15 protein-coding genes and 1 pseudogene are annotated in these 18,010 nt (G+C 69.6%); 7 read left to right on the forward strand and 9 right to left on the reverse strand.

The genetic code is table 11. The annotated features are described in order from the left end of the window. Nucleotides 1–33 precede the first annotated feature (33 nt). Both IG54_RS0105590 and IG54_RS0105595 read right to left on the reverse strand, forming a co-directional pair. Nucleotides 34–1,134 (reverse strand): hypothetical protein, encoded by a 1,101-nt coding sequence (locus tag IG54_RS0105590; RefSeq protein WP_158708828.1) that lies wholly within the window; start codon nucleotides 1,132–1,134, stop codon nucleotides 34–36. Between the two features lie 259 nt (nucleotides 1,135–1,393). Further along, nucleotides 1,394–1,666 carry a hypothetical protein gene (locus IG54_RS0105595; RefSeq protein ID WP_030778047.1) on the reverse strand — a complete coding sequence of 91 codons (273 nt, stop codon included), beginning with the start codon at nucleotides 1,664–1,666 and terminating at the stop codon, nucleotides 1,394–1,396. Between the two features lie 254 nt (nucleotides 1,667–1,920). Here IG54_RS0105595 and IG54_RS0105600 point away from each other — a divergent pair, with 254 nt between their 5' ends. Then, a complete protein-coding gene (locus IG54_RS0105600) occupies nucleotides 1,921–2,355 on the forward strand; it encodes a hypothetical protein (protein ID WP_030778049.1) in 435 nt (144 codons plus the stop codon). A 47-nt stretch (nucleotides 2,356–2,402) separates the two neighbouring features. Here the strand turns inward: IG54_RS0105600 and IG54_RS0105605 are convergent, their stop codons facing one another. The 3 genes from IG54_RS0105605 to IG54_RS0105615 form a co-directional block, all read right to left on the reverse strand. Beyond that, nucleotides 2,403–4,367, reverse strand: coding sequence for an ABC transporter ATP-binding protein (locus IG54_RS0105605; protein WP_037896522.1), 1,965 nt, complete (start codon nucleotides 4,365–4,367; stop codon nucleotides 2,403–2,405). A 337-nt stretch (nucleotides 4,368–4,704) separates the two neighbouring features. Beyond that, nucleotides 4,705–5,574, reverse strand: coding sequence for an alpha/beta fold hydrolase (locus IG54_RS0105610; RefSeq protein ID WP_037896478.1), 870 nt, complete (start codon nucleotides 5,572–5,574; stop codon nucleotides 4,705–4,707). After that, nucleotides 5,571–6,194, reverse strand: a complete 624-nt coding sequence (locus IG54_RS0105615; RefSeq protein ID WP_030778056.1) for a TetR/AcrR family transcriptional regulator — start codon at nucleotides 6,192–6,194, stop codon at nucleotides 5,571–5,573. Before IG54_RS0105615 ends, IG54_RS0105610 begins: the two co-directional genes overlap by 4 nt. Nucleotides 6,195–6,420: 226 nt before the next feature. Here IG54_RS0105615 and IG54_RS0105620 point away from each other — a divergent pair, with 226 nt between their 5' ends. Then, on the forward strand, nucleotides 6,421–7,341 hold the full coding sequence (locus IG54_RS0105620; protein WP_030778057.1) for an isocitrate lyase/PEP mutase family protein: 921 nt from the start codon (nucleotides 6,421–6,423) through the stop codon (nucleotides 7,339–7,341). On the opposite strand, the gene IG54_RS0105625 is transcribed toward IG54_RS0105620, so the two are convergent. Next, nucleotides 7,301–8,074, reverse strand: coding sequence for a polysaccharide deacetylase family protein (locus IG54_RS0105625; RefSeq protein WP_030778060.1), 774 nt, complete (start codon nucleotides 8,072–8,074; stop codon nucleotides 7,301–7,303). The genes IG54_RS0105620 and IG54_RS0105625 overlap by 41 nt on opposite strands. A 356-nt stretch (nucleotides 8,075–8,430) precedes the next feature. Between IG54_RS0105625 and IG54_RS39955 the strand changes: the two genes are divergently transcribed. The 5 genes from IG54_RS39955 (at nucleotide 8,431) to IG54_RS0105650 (ending at nucleotide 14,566) form a co-directional block, all read left to right on the forward strand. Next, nucleotides 8,431–10,092, forward strand: coding sequence for a hypothetical protein (locus tag IG54_RS39955; RefSeq protein WP_234335994.1), 1,662 nt, complete (start codon nucleotides 8,431–8,433; stop codon nucleotides 10,090–10,092). Then, nucleotides 10,092–10,493 (forward strand): hypothetical protein, encoded by a 402-nt coding sequence (locus IG54_RS0105635; protein WP_030778065.1) that lies wholly within the window; start codon nucleotides 10,092–10,094, stop codon nucleotides 10,491–10,493. Before IG54_RS39955 ends, IG54_RS0105635 begins: the two co-directional genes overlap by 1 nt. A 552-nt stretch (nucleotides 10,494–11,045) precedes the next feature. Next, a complete protein-coding gene (locus IG54_RS0105640; RefSeq protein WP_037896482.1) occupies nucleotides 11,046–12,080 on the forward strand; it encodes a hypothetical protein in 1,035 nt (344 codons plus the stop codon). Between the two features lie 103 nt (nucleotides 12,081–12,183). Then, nucleotides 12,184–13,710, forward strand: a complete 1,527-nt coding sequence (locus IG54_RS0105645; protein WP_030778069.1) for an amino acid permease — start codon at nucleotides 12,184–12,186, stop codon at nucleotides 13,708–13,710. Between the two features lie 55 nt (nucleotides 13,711–13,765). After that, nucleotides 13,766–14,566 carry a GNAT family N-acetyltransferase gene (locus tag IG54_RS0105650; RefSeq protein ID WP_030778071.1) on the forward strand — a complete coding sequence of 267 codons (801 nt, stop codon included), beginning with the start codon at nucleotides 13,766–13,768 and terminating at the stop codon, nucleotides 14,564–14,566. Nucleotides 14,567–15,402: 836 nt separating this feature from the next. Here IG54_RS0105650 and IG54_RS0105655 read toward each other — a convergent pair. The 3 genes and pseudogenes from IG54_RS0105655 to IG54_RS0105665 form a co-directional block, all read right to left on the reverse strand. Beyond that, nucleotides 15,403–15,588 (reverse strand): annotated as a pseudogene (locus tag IG54_RS0105655) (CorA family divalent cation transporter); the annotation flags it as partial. Nucleotides 15,589–16,009: 421 nt separating this feature from the next. After that, a complete protein-coding gene (locus IG54_RS0105660) occupies nucleotides 16,010–17,233 on the reverse strand; it encodes a hypothetical protein (protein ID WP_030778075.1) in 1,224 nt (407 codons plus the stop codon). 190 nt (nucleotides 17,234–17,423) lie between these two features. Then, nucleotides 17,424–17,894, reverse strand: coding sequence for a very short patch repair endonuclease (locus tag IG54_RS0105665; protein WP_234335995.1), 471 nt, complete (start codon nucleotides 17,892–17,894; stop codon nucleotides 17,424–17,426). Nucleotides 17,895–18,010: the final 116 nt, after the last annotated feature.

Here is an 18,010-nt window from a genome sequence, read left to right on the forward strand (position 1 = left end):
TTATTCGGATGACCGATCATGTCACGACCGCCTTCACGGTCTGTGGGCGTGATCCGGCACCGCGGAAACGCCGGGCCTGGCCACGCGGAGGATTCCGTCGGCGAGGCGGGCCAGGGCGAGCAGGGTGGCGAGGGTCCAGATCGCGGCGCCGGGCCAGCCGAAGCCGAACAGCAGCGGCGCCAGGACGAGCAGCATGAAGGTGATGAGCAGGGCGGGGAAGACCATGGCCAGCAGGCCGTACGGGATGCTCCACCCGCGGGTGAACCGGCGAGGCCGCGGGCTCTGGCGCCACAGGTGCTGACTCAGCCACGAGCGGGCGTCGGCCATGGCGCGCGGCCGCACGAAGGGCTCGTCGACGAAGGCCAACAGGAGCAGATAGCCGTCGAGTCTGAGGAACGGAATCAGGTTGATGGCGACCGTGAAGAGGTTGGCCAGCACCAGCCGCCACCAGAACTCGGATGGCCCGGCCAGCTCGGCGGCCGCGAGGAGAGCGGCGAGCGAGGCCACACCGGCGTTGACCATGACGCCGGCCAGGGCGACGACGGCGCGGGCCCTGCGGGGCAGGCGCCAGCTGGAGGAGACGTCGCAGAACAACGCGGGGCAGACGTAGTACAGGAGGGCCACGCCCACGCGGCGCGGGTGGCCGCCGAGTGCGGCGACCGCGGTGGCGTGGCCGAACTCGTGGCAGACGTTCACCACGATCATGGCGAGCAGGATGTGCCACCACATGCCGGGTGAGGGGTCGAGCAGCGACCGGGCCATGTCCGGGAAATGGGTGGCGGCCAGACAGACGCCGACGACCAGGAGCAGCGCGTACAGCAGCTGCGTGATCCGGCCACCGGCGAGGGTGCCCACCGCGGCCAGCGCGCGGGTCAGTCTGTGCGGCCGGTAGAGCGTGAGCTGGATGGTGACCGGGTTCGGCCGCGTGAGTCGCTTCTCGGCGGCTGCGGGGCCGTCGGTCTCGAGCAGGCCGAGGCGCGTGAAGTGCTGGAGTAGTTCAGCGGCTTTCCGCGCCCCGATCCGTGTCGACCAGGCGCGGGCGACCTCGTCGCGGGAGCGCGTGCCGTCCAGGCCCCGCAGGAGCCCGGCCGCGTCCCGGCCCATGCGGAGATACGACCCTTCCGGCAGGCTCACCACGGTTCTCTCGCCGTGATTGGTGAACTCGACGCCGGGGCGAAGAGCGGGCCGGGGTGGCGTTTGCACAGGCGGGGCAGGCGGGGCAGGCGAGACAGCCGAGGTAGTCATCAGGTCAGGTCTCTGTGGGGAGCAGGGCGAGTGATGCCCGTCGGGCCCGGCACGGGCCGCCTCGTGAAACGACGTTGCGCGAGGGCGAGTGAACGCCGGGCGAGGCGGCGCGCGCCGGAGGAGGGAGGGAGTTGCCGGTGGGGGCGTCTCAGTGGCCGCCGTTGTACCACTGGTAGGTGTTGTAGGCGGCCTGGCCGAAGTCTGAGACCGCATGGGCCCCGTGGCTGACCGCGTCGCCCCAGTTTCCCTGAGTGCCGGCGTAGACGGCCTGCCCGGTGTGCGCCACCCCTGACCAGCCCTGCTGCCACGCCTGCTGGCCGGGCCCGTCGAGCGGTGCGACGTGGGCGTCGAGGGGCTCCAGGACCTCGATGTCCAGGTCCAGTGTCGGGTCGAAAGCCTGCGTGCTCTTGAGCGCCTGCATGTGCGTTCCTGCTTTCTGTTCGGAGAGGGTGGCGGGAGCCCGCCTGACGATTCAGAGAAGCAGAACACCGACGCTCTTTCTCCTACCGCCTATTCGCCCCGGCGCGAAGTCGCTCGATTGGCGCCCCCAGGGCGGACCGGTCCGGCGCGTCCGCCACGACGAACCCGCTGGGTGAGCCACTATCACGCCGGGAGATCCAGACGGTTTCCCCACTCGAAGTGTGTGCAGTCCCAGTGTTCGCAGAAGGGGAATTCATGTCCGTAGTACGTCGTGTCGCCGCACTGTCCGTGACGGTTCTGGCGGCAGCCAGCCTGCTCACCGTCCCGGCCCACGCCAGTTCCACCTCCGCCACCTGCGGAAGCCGACTCGAGCACTACAGCGGCACCTTCACCGGAAGCTTCAAGCCCACCGGGAACAAGGCCACCCACCACGTCACCGTGGAGTTCCTCGAAAGCAACGCGGTGCACGCCACCTCGGTCAACAGCAAGACCGGCAAGGTCCAGTCCACGGGCGGCAATTACTTCGTCGCCGAGGTCAACAAGAGCCCTGCGATCGCCCTGAACACCATGGAAGGGACTTTCGCGGGTCTCCCGTCCTGCAACTCCCACGGGGATGTCGTCAAAATCAAGGGCGGAGTCTCCAAGGACGGTTTCAAGTCCGAAGCGCCCTTGACGCTCCGAAGGGTCTGACACCGCCCGATCATTCCCCGCCTCGATACGCCTTTCGTCCTCCCGCCTCATGCGGGATCCGTGACGGTGGGAGAGGCGGGGTTCGGAATGCCTTTCTTGGGGGCGTACTGGGCGGCCTGCGCGGTGAACATGGCGGCGTAGCGGCCCCCGGCGGCCATGAGTTCGTCGTGGCTGCCGTGCTCGGCGAGGCGTCCGTGATGGAGCACGTAGATGCGGTCGGCATGGCGTACGCCTGACATGCGATGGGTGACGAGGACCACGGCCCGGTGGGGGGCGGCGAGGCGGCGGATGCGGTCGAAGGCCTCGATCTCCGCCTCGGGGTCGAGGGCGGAGGTGGGTTCGTCGACGATGAGGACGCTGTCCGCCCGGGAGGTGGAGCTGCGCCAGTGGGTGCGGGCGAGCCCCACCTTCTGCCACTCGCCGCCGGACAGTTCGATGGCTCCGCGGAACATGCGGGCCAGCAGACTCCGCAGCCCGTCGGGGAGTCTGGCGATGACGGGGCCTGCCCCGGCGTACTCCACCGACGGTTGCAGGTCCTGCGGTGAGGCGCCGCGGGCGGGGCGGCCGAGGCGGATGTTCATCGCGGCGGTCACGGGCCAGCGCTGGAAGTCCTGGGTGAGCAGACAGACGCGTTCGAACAGCTGGGAGCGGTCGAGGTCGTTGATGTCCGCGTCGCCCCACAGCAGGGTGCCGTCCTGGGGCAGCAGCAGACCCGAAAGGATCTTCATCAGGGTGCTCTTGCCCGAGCCGTTCTCGCCCACGACGGCGGTGACCGATCCCATGGGGAGGGTGAGCGTCACCTCGGTCAGCGCGGGGGTGTCACGGTCGGGGTAGCGGTAGGTGACGTGGTCCAGCACGATCCGCTCGATGCGGTCGGGGACGGGGGCGCCGCCCTCGGGGATGGTGCGCTGCGCGGCCTGGACGAGGAAGCGCCCGTGGTCGCGTACGTACAGGGACTCCTCGTGCAGCTGGTTCACGTTCATCACCAGCGCGCCCAGACTGGCCGACCCGGTCCGTACGGCGATCACCGCGGTGCCCGCGACGGCCAGACTCATGTGCCCGCTCGTGATCAGCCAGAACATCGTCCCGTAGGTCGCCGCCATCGCGAGCCCGGACAGGGCGGCGGCGACCCACTCGGTGAGGGCCTTGCTCGTGGCCAGTCGCTCCTGCTCGGCCTCGGCGCTCTCGGCCATCCGCCGGTAGCGGCTGAGCAGGAAGGTGCCGACGGCGTGGATGCGTACCTCCTGTGCGGCGCTTCGCTCGGTGAGGAGGTTGCCGATGAGGCGGCCGGCGCGTACGTGCTCGATCCAGCTCATCCGTGACACGTAGCGCTCCTGTGCGACACGCATGGCGCCCCAGCCGCGTGGGGCGGCGATCAGGATCAGCATGGGCAGCAGGGCGGGGTGCAGGACGGTGAGCACGCCGGCCGTGGTGATCAGCGAGATGACGCCGTTGAGCGCGGCGACGCAGGCCCCGATCATGCGGCGGGCGGAGGCCGGGCCGTACTGGGCGATGTCGATGAGCCGTCGGAAGTCGGGGTCGTCGATCGCCTCCAGTTCGACGGAGGCCGCGGCGGCCAGGTACTGGGTGGTCGCGATCCGCTCGACGAGCGGCTCCAGACGTCCCGCCCGGGAGGTGGACCACGCGGCCAGGGCCGAGTTGACGACGCCGACGGCCCCGGCGGCGAGCAGGCCGGGCAGCAGGGCGTACAGCCGCTCGACGGTGCTGCCGGTGCCGCCGAGCAGGGCGTGCATGACGGCGTTGACGGCGAGCAGTCCGACGGCCGCGGCGATGCCCTGGCCGATCTCGCTCGTCGCCACGGCGAGGAGCGCTCGCCGGTCGGCGTTCCAGGCCATGCGCAGGGTCGCTCCGACCAGGGCGGGCATGGAGCGGAGCGCGGAGCGCATGGTCAGGTCCAAGGTGGCGTGCTCGTGCTGGGACCAGCCCATGTCGTAGCGCAAGGGGCCGCCGAACAGTTCCCGTTCGGCGTCGGAGACCTTGGGCTCGGCCATGCGTACCGGCCCGAAGAACCTCTTCACAGGGCGCCTCCCCGAGGGGCGGCGTTTTCGAACGCAGGATGAATGAGGGCAGGGCGGCACAAGCGGTGCATGGGCGCTCCTCGGCGTGCGATGCGGACAGGTGATCGGATAACTGAGCCGTTCCTGTCGCCGTCACGGGTGCACGGGAGCTAAATCTAGAACCGGATTTCGAATAACCGGGCGGCCCTTGGTGTGGTGGAGCGCGCCGCGCCGTGATGCTGCGTTCGACCACTCCTGTGGGTCTGGGTACGTCGTCCGGGGGATTGCCCAGCACGCGCGTCCGGGGTGGGCGGCCCCGTCGGTCGCGCGTTCACCGCGGCGCGGCGGCGATCTCTTCGAGGAAGGGGCCGATCGCGTCGATGAAGTGGTCGTTCCGGTCCCCGGCCACCATGTGCCCGGCGCCCGCCACGTCGACGCGCCGCGCGTGGGGGACCCCGGCGCAGAACTCCTCGGCGATGTCCTCGCGCACCACGTCGCTGATCCCGCCGCGGACGAGCAGGATCGGCGCGCCGACGCGGCGTGCGGCGTCGAGGAGGCGCTCCGCCATGCCGGGCGGGTCCATCCGGCCCTCGAAGCTGTCCAGCAGGCGGGGGTCCCAGTGCCAGACCCAGCGGTCGCCGCGGCGCCGCAGGTTGTCGCGTATGCCCGTCCCCCCGGACTCGGGAGGCGGCCGGTGCGGCAGGTAGGCCGAGACCGCCGCGGCCGCTTCCGCCACGCTGGCGAACCCGTCCGTCCGGCGCATGAACTCGACGATCCGCACGACTCCGCGGGGGTCCGGCCGATGGGCGACATCGACGAGCACCAGGGCGCGGACCGCCGCTTCGGGGGCCTCTCCGGCGGCGAGCAGCGCACTGAGTCCGCCGAGCGAGGCGCCGATGATCACCGGTCGGGCGCCGAGTCCGGCGACGAGCGCGCGGACGTCGTCGGCGAACAGGCCGAGGTCGTAGTCACCGTCGGCCGACCACGCGCTGGTGCCGTGGCCGCGCAGGTCCGGGGCGATGACCTGCCAGCCCAGCGCGGCCAGCCGGGGGCCGGTCCGGTCCCAGGTGTGCCGTGTCTGGCCGCCGCCGTGCAGCAACACGAGCGGGGGCGCCGACGCCTCGCCCCACACGTCCGCCGTGAGCGTGATCCCGCCGTGTCCGGCGAAGCTGCGGGCCCGTGGCGGCGTGCCGGCCGTCATCGCGCGTCCCGGGTCCGCAGCGGCGCGAGGAGCCGGTCGCGGTGGGGGTCGGCGGCCGCCGCGGCGAGCGCGACGTCCAGCGCGAGCAGCGCGCGTTCGAGGAACCGGTCGTCGTCGATCAGAGCGGCCACCCACTCGTGCAGCGCGCCCACGCACGCGGTGCTGACCACGGCGGCCAGCGCGTCGGTGGCGATGTCGGTGCGCAGCAGGCCCCGCGCCCGCGCCTGGGCCAGCGCCCCGCGGAGGTGGGTGTGCGGACTGCGGTGGAGTACGAGGCCGCTGTCCTCCCACTCGCGCACCATGCGACGCGATACGACCGGATCGCCCACGAACAACTGGACGGTCGACCTGACGACCTCCCTCGGGTCATCGGCTCCCTCCGCCCCCAGGCGGCGCTCCAGTTCGTCCATGAACTCGGCGGCGAGTGCCTCCCAGATCTTGTCGCGCGGTCCGACCAGGTTGTACACGGTGGCGGGGGAGACCTCCGCCCGCGCGGCGATCCGCTCGGTACTGATCACCGCTTCCGGGCCCTCCCGCAGCAGTTCGCGCGTCGCCTCAAGGATCCGGCCGCGCCGCCGCGCCTTGTGCCGCTCGCGCAGCCCGCCTTCGACGGCCTCCATACGCGCCCACCCCATTCCTCCGAGCAGAAAACTCAAAACCTAGAGACGTCTCCAACTTTATAGTCCCCTCTGGATTCTGCAAGGCTCTGGCGGCGGCAGTGACGTTTCTCTGGTGAAAGCGCTGGGCCGGGAGGGTGAGGGGAGCGCGGGTCGGTCAGGCCAGCCCCTTATGCCCGAAACCATCCTGTGTCGGCCCCCCACCCCCCCCATGACCAGGAGTCAGGCGTTGAACTACGGAACCGAGCTGAGAGACCGGATCGCCGCGCCGGGCACGACTCCGCTGATCGGCGTGTACGACATGTACTCGGCGTCCCTCGCCGCCGGCCACTACGACGGGCTCTTCGTGTCCGGCTTCGGCTTCGCCGCCTCGTACTACGGGCTGCCCGACATCGGGTTCATCGCCTGGCCGGACATGCTGGGGTTCGTGCAGCGGCTGCGCGGAGCATTTCCGCGGCACCACCTGCTCGTGGACATCGACGACGGTTACGCCGATCCCGAAGTGGCCTGTCATGTGGTGGAGAGCCTGGAGCGGATCGGGGCTTCGGGCGTGATCCTGGAGGACCAGAAGCGGCCCCGCCGCTGCGGGCACGCGGACGGCAAGCAGGTGCTGCCTCTCGACGAGTACCTCACCAAGCTGGAGATGGTGCTGCGGACCCGCGAGGACATGGTCGTGGTGGCCCGCACGGACGCCACGGACGAGGCGGACATCATCGAGCGCGCCGGCCGCCTGGCGGCCACCGAGGCGGACGTGATCCTGGTGGACGGCGTACGTGACGTCGAGTGGATCCACCGGATCCGCGAGGTCACCGACGGCAAGCCGCTGCTGTTCAACCAGATCGCCGGCGGCAAGTCCCCGCGGCTCTCGCTCGCCGAACTCACCGAACTGAGCGTGGACGTCGCCATTTACAGCACGCCCTGCCTCTTCGCCGCGCACGAGGCGATGGAGGCCGCGCTCGCCGAGCTGAAGCGCGCCGACGGCAGGCTGCCGGCCGTCGACCCGGAACGCGGCGTCGGCGTCACCGCCTCGACCCGGCTGCTGGAACAGAACATCGCCCGCCGCCGCGTGGCGCGGGGCGGGGCGGCCGGGGTCGGGGCGGGGGCGGGGGTCAGCGCACCGGGAAGCCGAACGAGTAGCCCTGCTCCTTGAGCCGGGGGAGGAGCACGCGCAGGGCCTCGACGGTCTGAGTACGGTCACCACCCGCGTCGTGGAAGAGGAGGGTCGGTCCGTTGGGGAGTTCGCGCTCAACGGTCGCGACGATGGCGTCCGTGCCCGGTTGCTCGAAGTCCTTGGTGTCCACGTTCCAGCCGAGCGGGCGCATGCCCCGGGAAGCGGCCAGCTTGCGGCTGTACGGGGTGAAGGCCCCGCCGGGCGCCCGGTAGTACATCGGCCGCACGCCCCCGGACGCCTTGGTGATCATGCGTTCGGCGTCGAGTATCTGCCGCGACTGGTAGGCCTGGGAATCCTTGTCCATGGCGGTGTTGTGCGAGACCGAGTGGTCGCACAGCCGGTGCCCGGCCGCGACCACCTTCTTCACCAGGTCCGGGTGAGCCTGGGCCTGCGTCCCCAGCATGCAGAACGTGGCCTTCACCCCGTACTCCCGCAGCAGGTCGAGCACTTGCGGGGTCCACTTGGGGTCGGGGCCGTCGTCGATGGTGATGTTGATGCCGCGCTTGCCCTTCTCCGAGGCGTGCGCGATGGCCGCCGAGACGGGCTTGACGGCGCCGCCCGGCGCGGCCGACGCGGCCGCGTCCGGCGTCGAGTCGCCCGTGGCGCCGGCCTGCGCGGTCCACACCGAGGCCCCGGTGGCAAGCATCGTCACCCCGAGCGCCGCCCCGATCAACTTGCCGTACCAGCCCCGCCCGCCGCCGTGCCGCGCCATGTCCGCCCCTCTCACACAATCCCTCGCCGTTCCCCGGCCGTCTCGCGACCACCCGGCAGGACGAGACTCGGGGGCTACGGGATGCGTCTGTTACCGATCACGGACAATTCCGGGAGATTTCGCGGACAACTCGCGCTGAAATCGGTCAACTCTCCACTCGCCGGTGCAGTGGGGCGACACTGTCGCGTTTGTGATCTGGCGGGTCCCGGAATTCGCCGTGAGGATGCCCGCCGTACCAGCGAACGGGGGGCGGGATGGGGTTCGGGCGGGGGCTGCGTGTGCGGCCAGGTGCGGCGGAGGACGTGGTCCAGGGGCCGGCGGTGCCGGTTCAACCCACTCCTGCCCGCTCTGGCGACGTGGATCCGAGCGCGTCGGAGGTGACCCGGTTGCTGTGTCAGGCCGTTTACGCACGGCCTGACCGCGTCAAGTCCGCCAAGGCGTGGTGGCAAAGGCTCCGTGGCAAGGAGAAGGCGCCGGCCAAACCCCGCCGCAGCACGCGCAGGCGCGTCTACTTGGAGGGCAGCGACGACTGCCCGCCCCTGGGGGAGCCCATGGCGCAGTGGGTTCTGGATCACGTCCTGCACGGGCCGCCCATGCCCGTGCCGTCGTACGGATTCGACCTCACGCCGGTGGTCGCCCACAGTCTGCGTGCACGGCGGCGAAGGTGGCTCCGGTCGGTCGGCCTGCTACTCGCGGCGGCGGCCTTGGCCTACGCGTCACCCCAGGCCGCGGCCGTGTGGGGTGGGGTGTTCCTGGTGGCCTTGGTGATGCGGTGGGCCGCGCTGCGCGCGCAGCGGAAGGGGAAGAAGTCACGGCTGGTGACCTCTCCTCGCTCGGCCTACGTCGTGCTGTGCGTGCCTTGGGTGCTCGCCGTGGTTCCTTTTCAGCCGATCGACGGCGAGTTCGCGGATCTCCGGCTGGGCCTGTTGCTGTTGCCCTTCGCGTTGTTGGCCGGGGCCGCGCTGGTGTGTTCCGGAGACCGGCTGATGGCCCGGGCTGTCCTTGGCGGGATCGTCCGCGACGGTGTGGCGTCCGGCCGGTTGCCTTGGGTGGCAGCGAGGGGCGGGCGGCGGATGGCGCGCATTGGTCGGGAACAGACACGGCAGGAGTTGCCGTACGAGCATCCGGAGCGTTTCGTCGGCGCCGGGCGCGAGGTATGGGGTGCCGTGGACATTGGTATCCCGCTCAAGCCCAGGGACCCGGAGGAGTCGGTCAAGCCGTTCGGTGAGTGGGAGCTGCTGCGAAGGACGGGTGCAGCTCTCCGGGAACTGGGCCACGGGGCCCGGGAGATCACCGATCCGCTGCCCGGGTTCTCGGTCACAGAGGTGCAGGCTCTGCCGGCAGCGCTGTGGCTCCAACGCACTCGCGCGGCCAAGCTGGAAATGCCGGACCTGCGGGGCCGGGGGCGCCGGTCCCCGTCCAGCATGCCCGACCGGCTGTACTTGCGCGCGCAGTGCATCAGCTGGGACGGACAGGTTGTGGTCAGCGTGTTCGTGCACGCCGCGCTGGAAGCGGGAGAACTGCGGCTGACCATCCGGCCCCAAGTGACCACACCCGTGTACAACGAACTGCGGGGCACAGCCGCACCAGTCGCCAAACGCGGGCCCCGCCTGCTCGGCTGGCTCGTGGCTCACTCGGTGTTGGACGCGGTCGCGGGTCCGGTCGCGCTGTGGCGGTTCGCGGCCCGGCTCGGGCTCGGCAAACAGGGTGAGAAGGGCAGAACCGAGGAGAAGGACCCGGTCAGCCTGCGCGACCGGTACTCCACAGAGGAAGTCACCGACATGCACCAGAGCGACGATGCCAAGCGCCACGTCGTACTGATGCAGACCTGCATCTTCCGGACCGTCTCCGAGTACCTCGAAGAGGTGGGTGTCGACACCGCCCCGTACGAGCGGCAGGTCGCCGCGGTCATCACCAACATTCAGGTCTACGGCGACAACAACGCGCCCATCCAGAACGTCGCGGGCAGCGACATCCACGGGGTGGGTCAGAGCAACGGCACCCAGGGAGGCAAGTGATGATCTTCGGACGAGGCCGCCGCGAGGAGGAGCAGGGGCGAGGTTCGGGCATCAGCATCGGTGGCAACAGCAGCGCCCCCAACCAGAACGTCGTGGGGCAGAACATCTCCCACGTGTACCAGTCGGCGTCCGTCCAGGGCACCGTCGACATCGAGACCGTGCGTGGTCTCCTCGCCTCCTTCCGTAGCGACGTGGAGCAGAACGAGACAGGTCTCGCCAACGTGGCGGTCCTGCGGGCCATGGCGGATTCCGTCGACGTCTCGCTGGCAGCCACTGACCCTCAGGCGCGGGTCGGCGCGTTGAGGGGGGTCGCTCAAGCACTGCCCGCGATGGTGGCGGACACCGCTGTTCAACAGGGCGGGCAGGCTCTTGCCAGCGCCCTTTCGGCGCTGGTGGGTTGACATCCGCTCACAGACAGTGACCAACGCTCCGAACTGGCCTAATGATCCCGTGTCCGGAGGGCGTCACCAAGGCGTCCGCGCACGTCTGAACGCAGTCCCTCTCGCGATGTCTACGGGCCATCAGCTTGCCTCAACTCCCGTACAAACCAAGCTACTTACTCGCCCGTCGCCGTCCCGAGGTCACCGCCCCCCGCCGCGAGCCCGCCCGCCAACTCGCCTGCCGAACAGGCATGTTGCCTACGGGCCACAAGTGTCCGAATCCCGTGCCGCACCATCTGAGAGCTGCACTCGCCGGGTTCCGTCACGGATGGCGACGTCGGCCTGCCACGTGGCCGAAACTCGTAGCTGAGCGACCGGACAATCTTGGGATTCTCTGGTCATGCGCCTCTCCAGGCACTTAAGTACCTGTCGAGCACTCGCTACCGGCCAAAAGCGAGAGCCACCGACCCAACCCCCCATCCCAACTGTCCCGAGAGTCCTTCTGCCTATGCTCGCCCGTGCACACCGTTCGGTGTCGTGCTCATATGAACCGGCGAGCCGAGGGATGCGTTGATGGAGAGTTCGACCCCGGCCGGCCGGGCGAACCCGATCGGCCGAGACGCGGATCTCTACGCGGCGGTGCAGGACGTTCAGGCGGGTTACTGGATGCAGATGCGGCAGGTGCTCGCCCGGACGGGCAGCTGGCCGCAGTGGACATCCCGTACCCAGGTCCTTGGAGTCGTCGCGGCTCAGGCCAACGTTGTCGAGCTGTGGCTGAAGGAGGAACCGGAGAGCCTCGCCGCCCGGGTCATGTACGCCAGGGTCGCCACCGAACGTGTGTTGCAGGCCCACCGCAGGGACTGGGCGCGTGACTACCGGCGGGCAGACGACCTGGAGAAACTGGTGGCCAGGGCCCGGGACGCGTGCCACCGGGCGGGCGAGGGGAACGCCGACGACGCGGTGCCCTGGATCTGCCGCCTGGCCCTGGCCGAGGCGGACACGACCGGACGCTACCCGGAGCATCACGTAGCTCCGCCACCCCACGAGTACCTGCTGCCCGGCGGGCCATGGGGCCTGCTGGGGGAGGCGCACCGACGAGATCCGTTCAACCGCGAGGCTTGGCACCGCATGTCCCAGGCGCTCCAGGCCCGCCCGGGTCCCGCGGGCCGCCAGGCCGTCGCGACGGACTTCGCCCGCTGGACGGTCTCCTTCGCGCCGCCCGACTCGCCCCTGCTTCTGCTGCCCCTCTACGCCCGTGTGCAGGAGCACCGGGAGCGACGGGACAACGGCGCCGAGGTCATGCTGAACCTCCTGTGGACCAGGGAGGACACCACCCGGGCCATCACGCAGGCATTCGAGGGCTGGTTCCGGAAGTGCGATCCGGCCACCAGTTCCCAGCTGGATCTCAACTACCTCGCCTACGCCCTGGCGAGGGGCGGCTTCGCCCAGTGGGCCGGCGAAGTGTTCGATGCCATCGGCGACTTCGCCACGCCTGCCCCGTGGCAGTACGACGCCCGGCACCCCGACAGCCAGTGGCGTAAGGCGTTCGAGGAGGACCGCGTCGCCTGCCTGAGATCCCACCCGCGGCGTTCGGGACGACATCCGTGACCGCCGAGCTGTCACCCACGGACGGGTACTGCCACGTCTCGCCGCCGGCCCGGCGGCCCCCCGCCTGCACCCCCCTACTTCAGCTTTCCTGTGCGGAGAACCCATGACCTCGGTAAGAACACCGCGCCAGCAGCCACTTCCGGTCGACGACGACGGGGAGGACGCACGGATCCTCCAGTCGCTGGGCTACACCCAGCAACTGCACCGCCGAATGGGGGCGTTCGGCAACTTCTCCGCCTCCCTGTCGGTCATCTCGATCATGTCGGGGACCTTGCTGCTGTTCGGCTACGGCCTGAACTCGGGAGGCCCCGCGGTGATCACGTGGGGGTGGCTCGCAGTAGGGCCGCTCGTCCTGTGCCTGGCCGCGTCCCTGGCGGAGATAACCTCCCGGTACCCCACCAGCGGCGGCCTGTACTACATGGCCCGCCAGCTCGGCGGCGAGCGGTGGAGCTGGTACACCGGCTGGCTCAACCTCCTGGGCCTGCTCGGCGGGATCGCCGCCCAGGACTACGGCATCGCGACCTTCACCGCCGCGTGGATGAACCTCCAGTTCGGCTACACCCCGACCCCGGGCTCCCTGCTGGCCCTGTACGCCGTCGTCCTCGCGCTGCACGCGGTACTGAACCTCTTCGGCACCCGGCTGATGAACATCTTGACGTCCCTGAGCGCGTGGTGGCACCTGGCAGGGGCCGTCACCATCATCGGCGCCCTGGCGTTCGTGCCCTCCCACCACCAGTCGGCCGGCTTCGTCTTCACCGAGTTCACCAACAACACGGGGTGGAGCGCCCCGGTATACGTCATCCTGCTGGGCATGCTGCTGCCGGTGTTCGCCCTGGCCGGCTACGACACCTCGGCCCACTTGAGCGAGGAGACCAACCACGCCTCCGTCGCCGCGGCCCGCGGGGTCTTCCGCTCGGTGGCGGTGTCCTGGATCGCCGGCGGCATCCTGCTGACCACACTGCTGTTCGCCATCCAGGACTACACCGGAACCCTGGCAAGCCAGACCAACGTACCCGTGGCGCAGATCCTCCTGGACGCGCTGGGCATGGCGGCGGCCAAGGCCCTGCTGCTGGTGATCATCGTCGCCCAGTTCCTGTGCGGCTACACCGTCACCGCCAGCGCCAGCCGGATGATCTACGCCTTCGCCCGGGACGGCGCCCTGCCCGGATCGGGGCTCTGGAAGAAGGTCAGCCACCGCACCGCCATCCCCGCCAACGCGGTCTGGCTCGCGGTCGCCGTGGCGTTCGTCCTCGCACTGCCTTCCTTGTACTCCAACGCGGCGTTCGCGGCGGTGACCGCCATCTCGGTCGTCGGATTCACCTCCGCCTACGCCATCCCGGTGCTCCTGCGCCTGCTCCACCGCGACCGATTCACCCCAGGACCCTGGCACTTGGGCCGCTGGAGCCGGCCGATCGGATGGGTGGCGGTGGTGTGGGCGGCCGTGGTCACGGTGCTGTTCCTGCTGCCGCAGAGCAGCCCGGTCACCGCCACCACCTTCAACTACACGCCTGTCGCCGTGGTGGTGGCCTTCCTCATCGCCGCCCTGTGGCGCCGCTTCGGACGCGACTCCTACCACGTGCCGCGCTCCGGTTCCCCCACCGAGGACGAGCGGTTCGAAGGCATCATCTAATGCCCACGTCCGACCACAACGCAACCTCAACCCAACGACCCATCATGGGAGTACGGTGACCGGCCTCACGGAGTCCATCGAATCGGCGCAGCAGCTCGCCGTGGCCTGGCGTGCCCTGGTGCTCGACCGCACCGCGGACGCGGATGTGCGCGACCTCCCCGGCATCGCCGTCCGCTGGGCCGACTGCCGGTTCTCGTTCTACAACTGCGTCACGCTGACCGACCCAGGAGCAGGAGCCGACCTCCTCGCGCGACGCCTGGGTCAGGCGGCGGACATCATGCGCGCGAAGAAGCACCCGGGCTTCCTGTGGCTCTTCGAAGGCCTCCTCGACGAGGAGGCGCGTACCGCGCTGACCACGGCGGCCGAGCGGGCAGGCCTGGAGTACGCCTTCCCCGGCACGGGCATGGCCGGGGACCTGCTGCCCCTTCCCGACCCGGCCCACCCCGATCTGACGTTCGTACGTGTGCGCACCGACGAGCACCTGCGGGCCTACGCGGACCTCCAGTCGAGCGCCTACGGGTTCCCCGTGGAGGAAGGCCGCGACGGCCTGGTCGGCTCCACGCACTGGAAGAACGAGATGTACGCCTATCTGGCCATGCGGGGCGATGTCCCGGTGGCGTGCGCCGCGACGGTCGAAGCGCAGGGCCGCCTCTTCGTCGCCTTCGTCGCCACCGACCCGCGGTGGCAGCGCAGAGGCTATGGCGAGGCGGTCACGCGCAAGGCGCTGCACGAGGGCGCCCGAGCCACCGGGCTGACCCGCGCCACGCTGCACGCGACCGTCGCCGGGGCTCCCGTGTACCCGCGCATCGGCTTCACGCCGAACTCGCCCATGCACTTCTATGCCTTGAAGGGGTGAGGCCAGAGCCATTCGGTCGAAGGCAGGTGGCCTGCCGCGCGAATTGAGCCAGAGGCCTCAGCCGAACTTGACGTACGTCGGGTACGGGGCCGCGTATTCGTCCGATTGCCGGGATCCGAGGAACCTGCTGGACGACGTGCAGCTGCTGTTCGTGTACAGGCGGGCATCCGTGTCGGGGTCGCTGGTCGCCCGACAGCCACCGCCCGGAATGGCAAGGCACGGCCCGGTCGGCGTCGAGCCGAGGAGTGTCTCGCGTCCGCGCGCGGCACTACTTAACCGTGGTCGGCCAGGGCGTGCGGCGTCCTGGATGGGCGCCGGGAATTTGTGTCGAAGGGCAAGTTCACTTGGTGCTTCTTGTCGGGGAGCAGCGGTGTGGGGCCCGGTTGAACTCTCCCATGACACGAGACGATGCCATTGACCTGTGAGAAAAGGACCCGGATGCTGAGCGGATCGCTCTCCGATAAGCCCCAGACAGACACGCTTACCGGGCCATTACAGCTGGAGAAAGGCGTTGTACTGTGCGTCCGCACCCCCGTCACGGCCACCCCTTCCTGCCCCTGGTGCTCCTTGCGGCAGCCGGATTGATCGCAGCAGCACCGAGCGCTATGCCGCCACATACGCGACCCCCACCGCTGTCGGCGTGGCCGCGCAGGACCCCGAGCCTTCAGGCTCAGGCTCAGGCGAAAACCCCCTCTGTAAGGGCACCCCACTTGCTGCGACCCCGCTGTGCTCTACCCCGCAGGCACCCCCGGAGTAAGGCCCGGAGTAAGGCGACGCCTGGCCCCGTTCCGCGACGTTCGCTGATACGAATCCCATCGGCGCTTTCGGCCCGAGTGCTATAGCCAGTCCCGCTTCTTGAAAATCACGTACAGGCTCGAACACACCACCGCCATTAGCAGGATCGCGAAAGGGTAGCCGTATACCCAGTGCAGTTCCGGCATGTGGTCGAAGTTCATGCCGTAGATCGTTCCCACGAGTGTGGGTGCGAAGAGGATGGCGGCCCACGAAGAGATCTTCTTGAAGTCGTCGTCCATGCCTGGCTGACCTGCAACGATTGACCCAACCATCGCGTTGACCTGGGGCGATGAACATTTCGCGCTCTTTCGTCGTGCTGCCCGTTTACGCGGTCGATTCTCCCCAGAGGCTCCCCAACGGGGCTTCGTTCTCCCCAGATTCTCCCCAGCGATGGTCGGCGGGGGAGTGGTAGAGCGCTGATCCGAGGGGCCCCGCGGACATGGGTGTAGGAGGCAAAGCTCACAGTGCGGGCTGATCTCGATCGTCCCGCGGCTGTCGCATGCCTTCGGCACACGCGGCGGCGGCCCTCGCGAGGCCCGTGAAGTCGGTCTTCAGCGGGCTGAGGCGCTCCAGGCTGCCATCCGGACTGACAACGTAGTTGAGACCGCCCCAGAGCGTGGGTCGGGGGCGGTCAGCGCTGGCCGACAATCACGCCTCGTGCTTCCTGCGGCACGAGAAGTGCTCGGGCAGCCCCTCGGGCCCTGGAAGGCTTGCAGGCTGACCGCAGCCGAAACGGCAGAACGGGATCGCTCGCCCCGACGCGTCGACCGCAACGCTGGCGACCTCGGGTTCCTGGTGGCGGGACTCGAGGACGATCGCGCGGCTGCCACGCCTCGGCTTCGGTTCGGCTCGCACCTCTGAAGCCGGACGGTCCTCGGTGCACCTGTCGCGCCTGACCCCCTGTCGTACGGACGGCTGGCCCTTCTTGTCGTCCAGGGAGGGCCCGTTCGCCTCGACGTACTGCTGCCACTGCTGGGCAGGGAGCCAACCGCGGTGGCCGCCCCGCTGGAACGGGATCCGCTCACCGGCCGCAGCTTCCACGATGAACCGGGTGAGGGTAAGTCCGCCTTCCCCTGTGAAGGCGCTCGACTGATGGGCGGGCATGAGGACGCGGTGCCAGCCCCCGCAGTACCCGGCGTCAGTGGGGTTCTCAGGGTCGTACGGCTTTTCCGGACAGCGAGTGAGCGAGCCGTTTTGGCTGCACTGGCCCTCCTCTAGAACGAAGTTGCCGTCCTGGACCGCGATGGGGTTCCTCTGCACACGGATGACGGAGGCTGGCAGGTTGGGCGTGCGGACGTAGGGGACGGCGCCGATGCCCGCGTGGTCGGGGTCGGCGAAGTCCCAAACCGACTGGATTCCGCCGCGACGCCGGAACCCCTCCCGTACACGCATTCCCCGTGCGGTCTGAGCGCTCAGCTGAGGCTCGTAGCCCAAGACGATGCCATTGGCGCCGTTGATGCGTACGTCGAGGCGCGCGTGCCCGTCGGCGGTCTGCGACTCGATGTCGGCGTGGAAGCCGTGGTCTTCGGAGTCCTTCGCGACGCGTTCCTTGCGGGCGAGGTGCTCGTCGGACTCGTGGCTGATGGGCTTCTCCCCGGGTTTCCGGTAGTGGGAGGCAAGCCACACGCCGTCACGCTGAACGAGGTACATGGGGACGCGCCGGCCGCGGAGGTCCCGGCAGTCGGGGCAGATGAGCCCGCGCTTGTCGACGGGGACACGCCCTCGCATGCGCAGGAGCACGTTCAGGAGGTCTTGGCCTTGCGGGACGCCGAGGTCGGGACGGTCCAGGTCGAGGTTGCGGCAGGCCGGTTCGTAGTAGACGGGGTTGCGGAAGAGGTCTTCGTCGCTGTCGATCTGAAGGTCGTCGTCCATTGCTGCTCCCCGCAGCCGCCACGAGTAGGAATCACAACGCTACGGGGAGGGTCTGACGATCGGGGCTGTCCTGCGGGAACAGGCGCACCGAGAGAGGGCCCGGGGGCCCGCAGTGGGTCAGGCCCGCACAGCTCGCAGCACCTCCTTCGAATCCCCTTCGCTCGTACGTCCTGGGCGATGAACAGCGGAATCACGGGGTGTACGAGTCGACGCTCGTCGTGGTCACCGACCGCATGCGCTGCGCTCGGGGATGGCCCCGGTGGGCGAGTGCCTCCACGACCCTGTCGACAGCGGCGTCGACGGCCTCGTGCTCCCAGACCCGCAGGGGCAGCCAACCAAGGCGGACGAGGTGGGTGTCGGTCTCTTCGTCCCGCCGGGCGTTGCCCTGTAGTTTCTGCTGCCACCACTCCGCGTTGTGCGTCGGTGCGTGCAGGTGGCGAGGACATGCGTGCCAGAAGCACCCCTGAACGAAGACCGCCGTCCGCCACCGTACGAACGTGAGGTCTGCACGACGACGGCGCATCTCCGGGACGGGAAGGTTCACGCGGTAGCGGAACCCCAGCGCGTGCAGGGCACGTCGCAGGGCGAGTTCCGGCATGGTGTCGCGACTGCGCTGTGCCCGCATCAACCTCCGGGCGTTCTCGTCCCGCGGTGCAGGCACGTCCGGGCGGTCACTTCGCTGTTCCACATGTTGGACAACCGTTTTGCGACGGTGTCGGTCACCCTGCTGCCCGGACTCGCTCGTGGCGCTTCTTCGACCGCCGTCCGCTGGGGCCG

It is taken from the genome of Streptomyces sp. NRRL S-920 (genome assembly GCF_000717945.1).
In the GTDB taxonomy this organism is placed as follows: domain Bacteria; phylum Actinomycetota; class Actinomycetes; order Streptomycetales; family Streptomycetaceae; genus Streptomyces; species Streptomyces alboniger.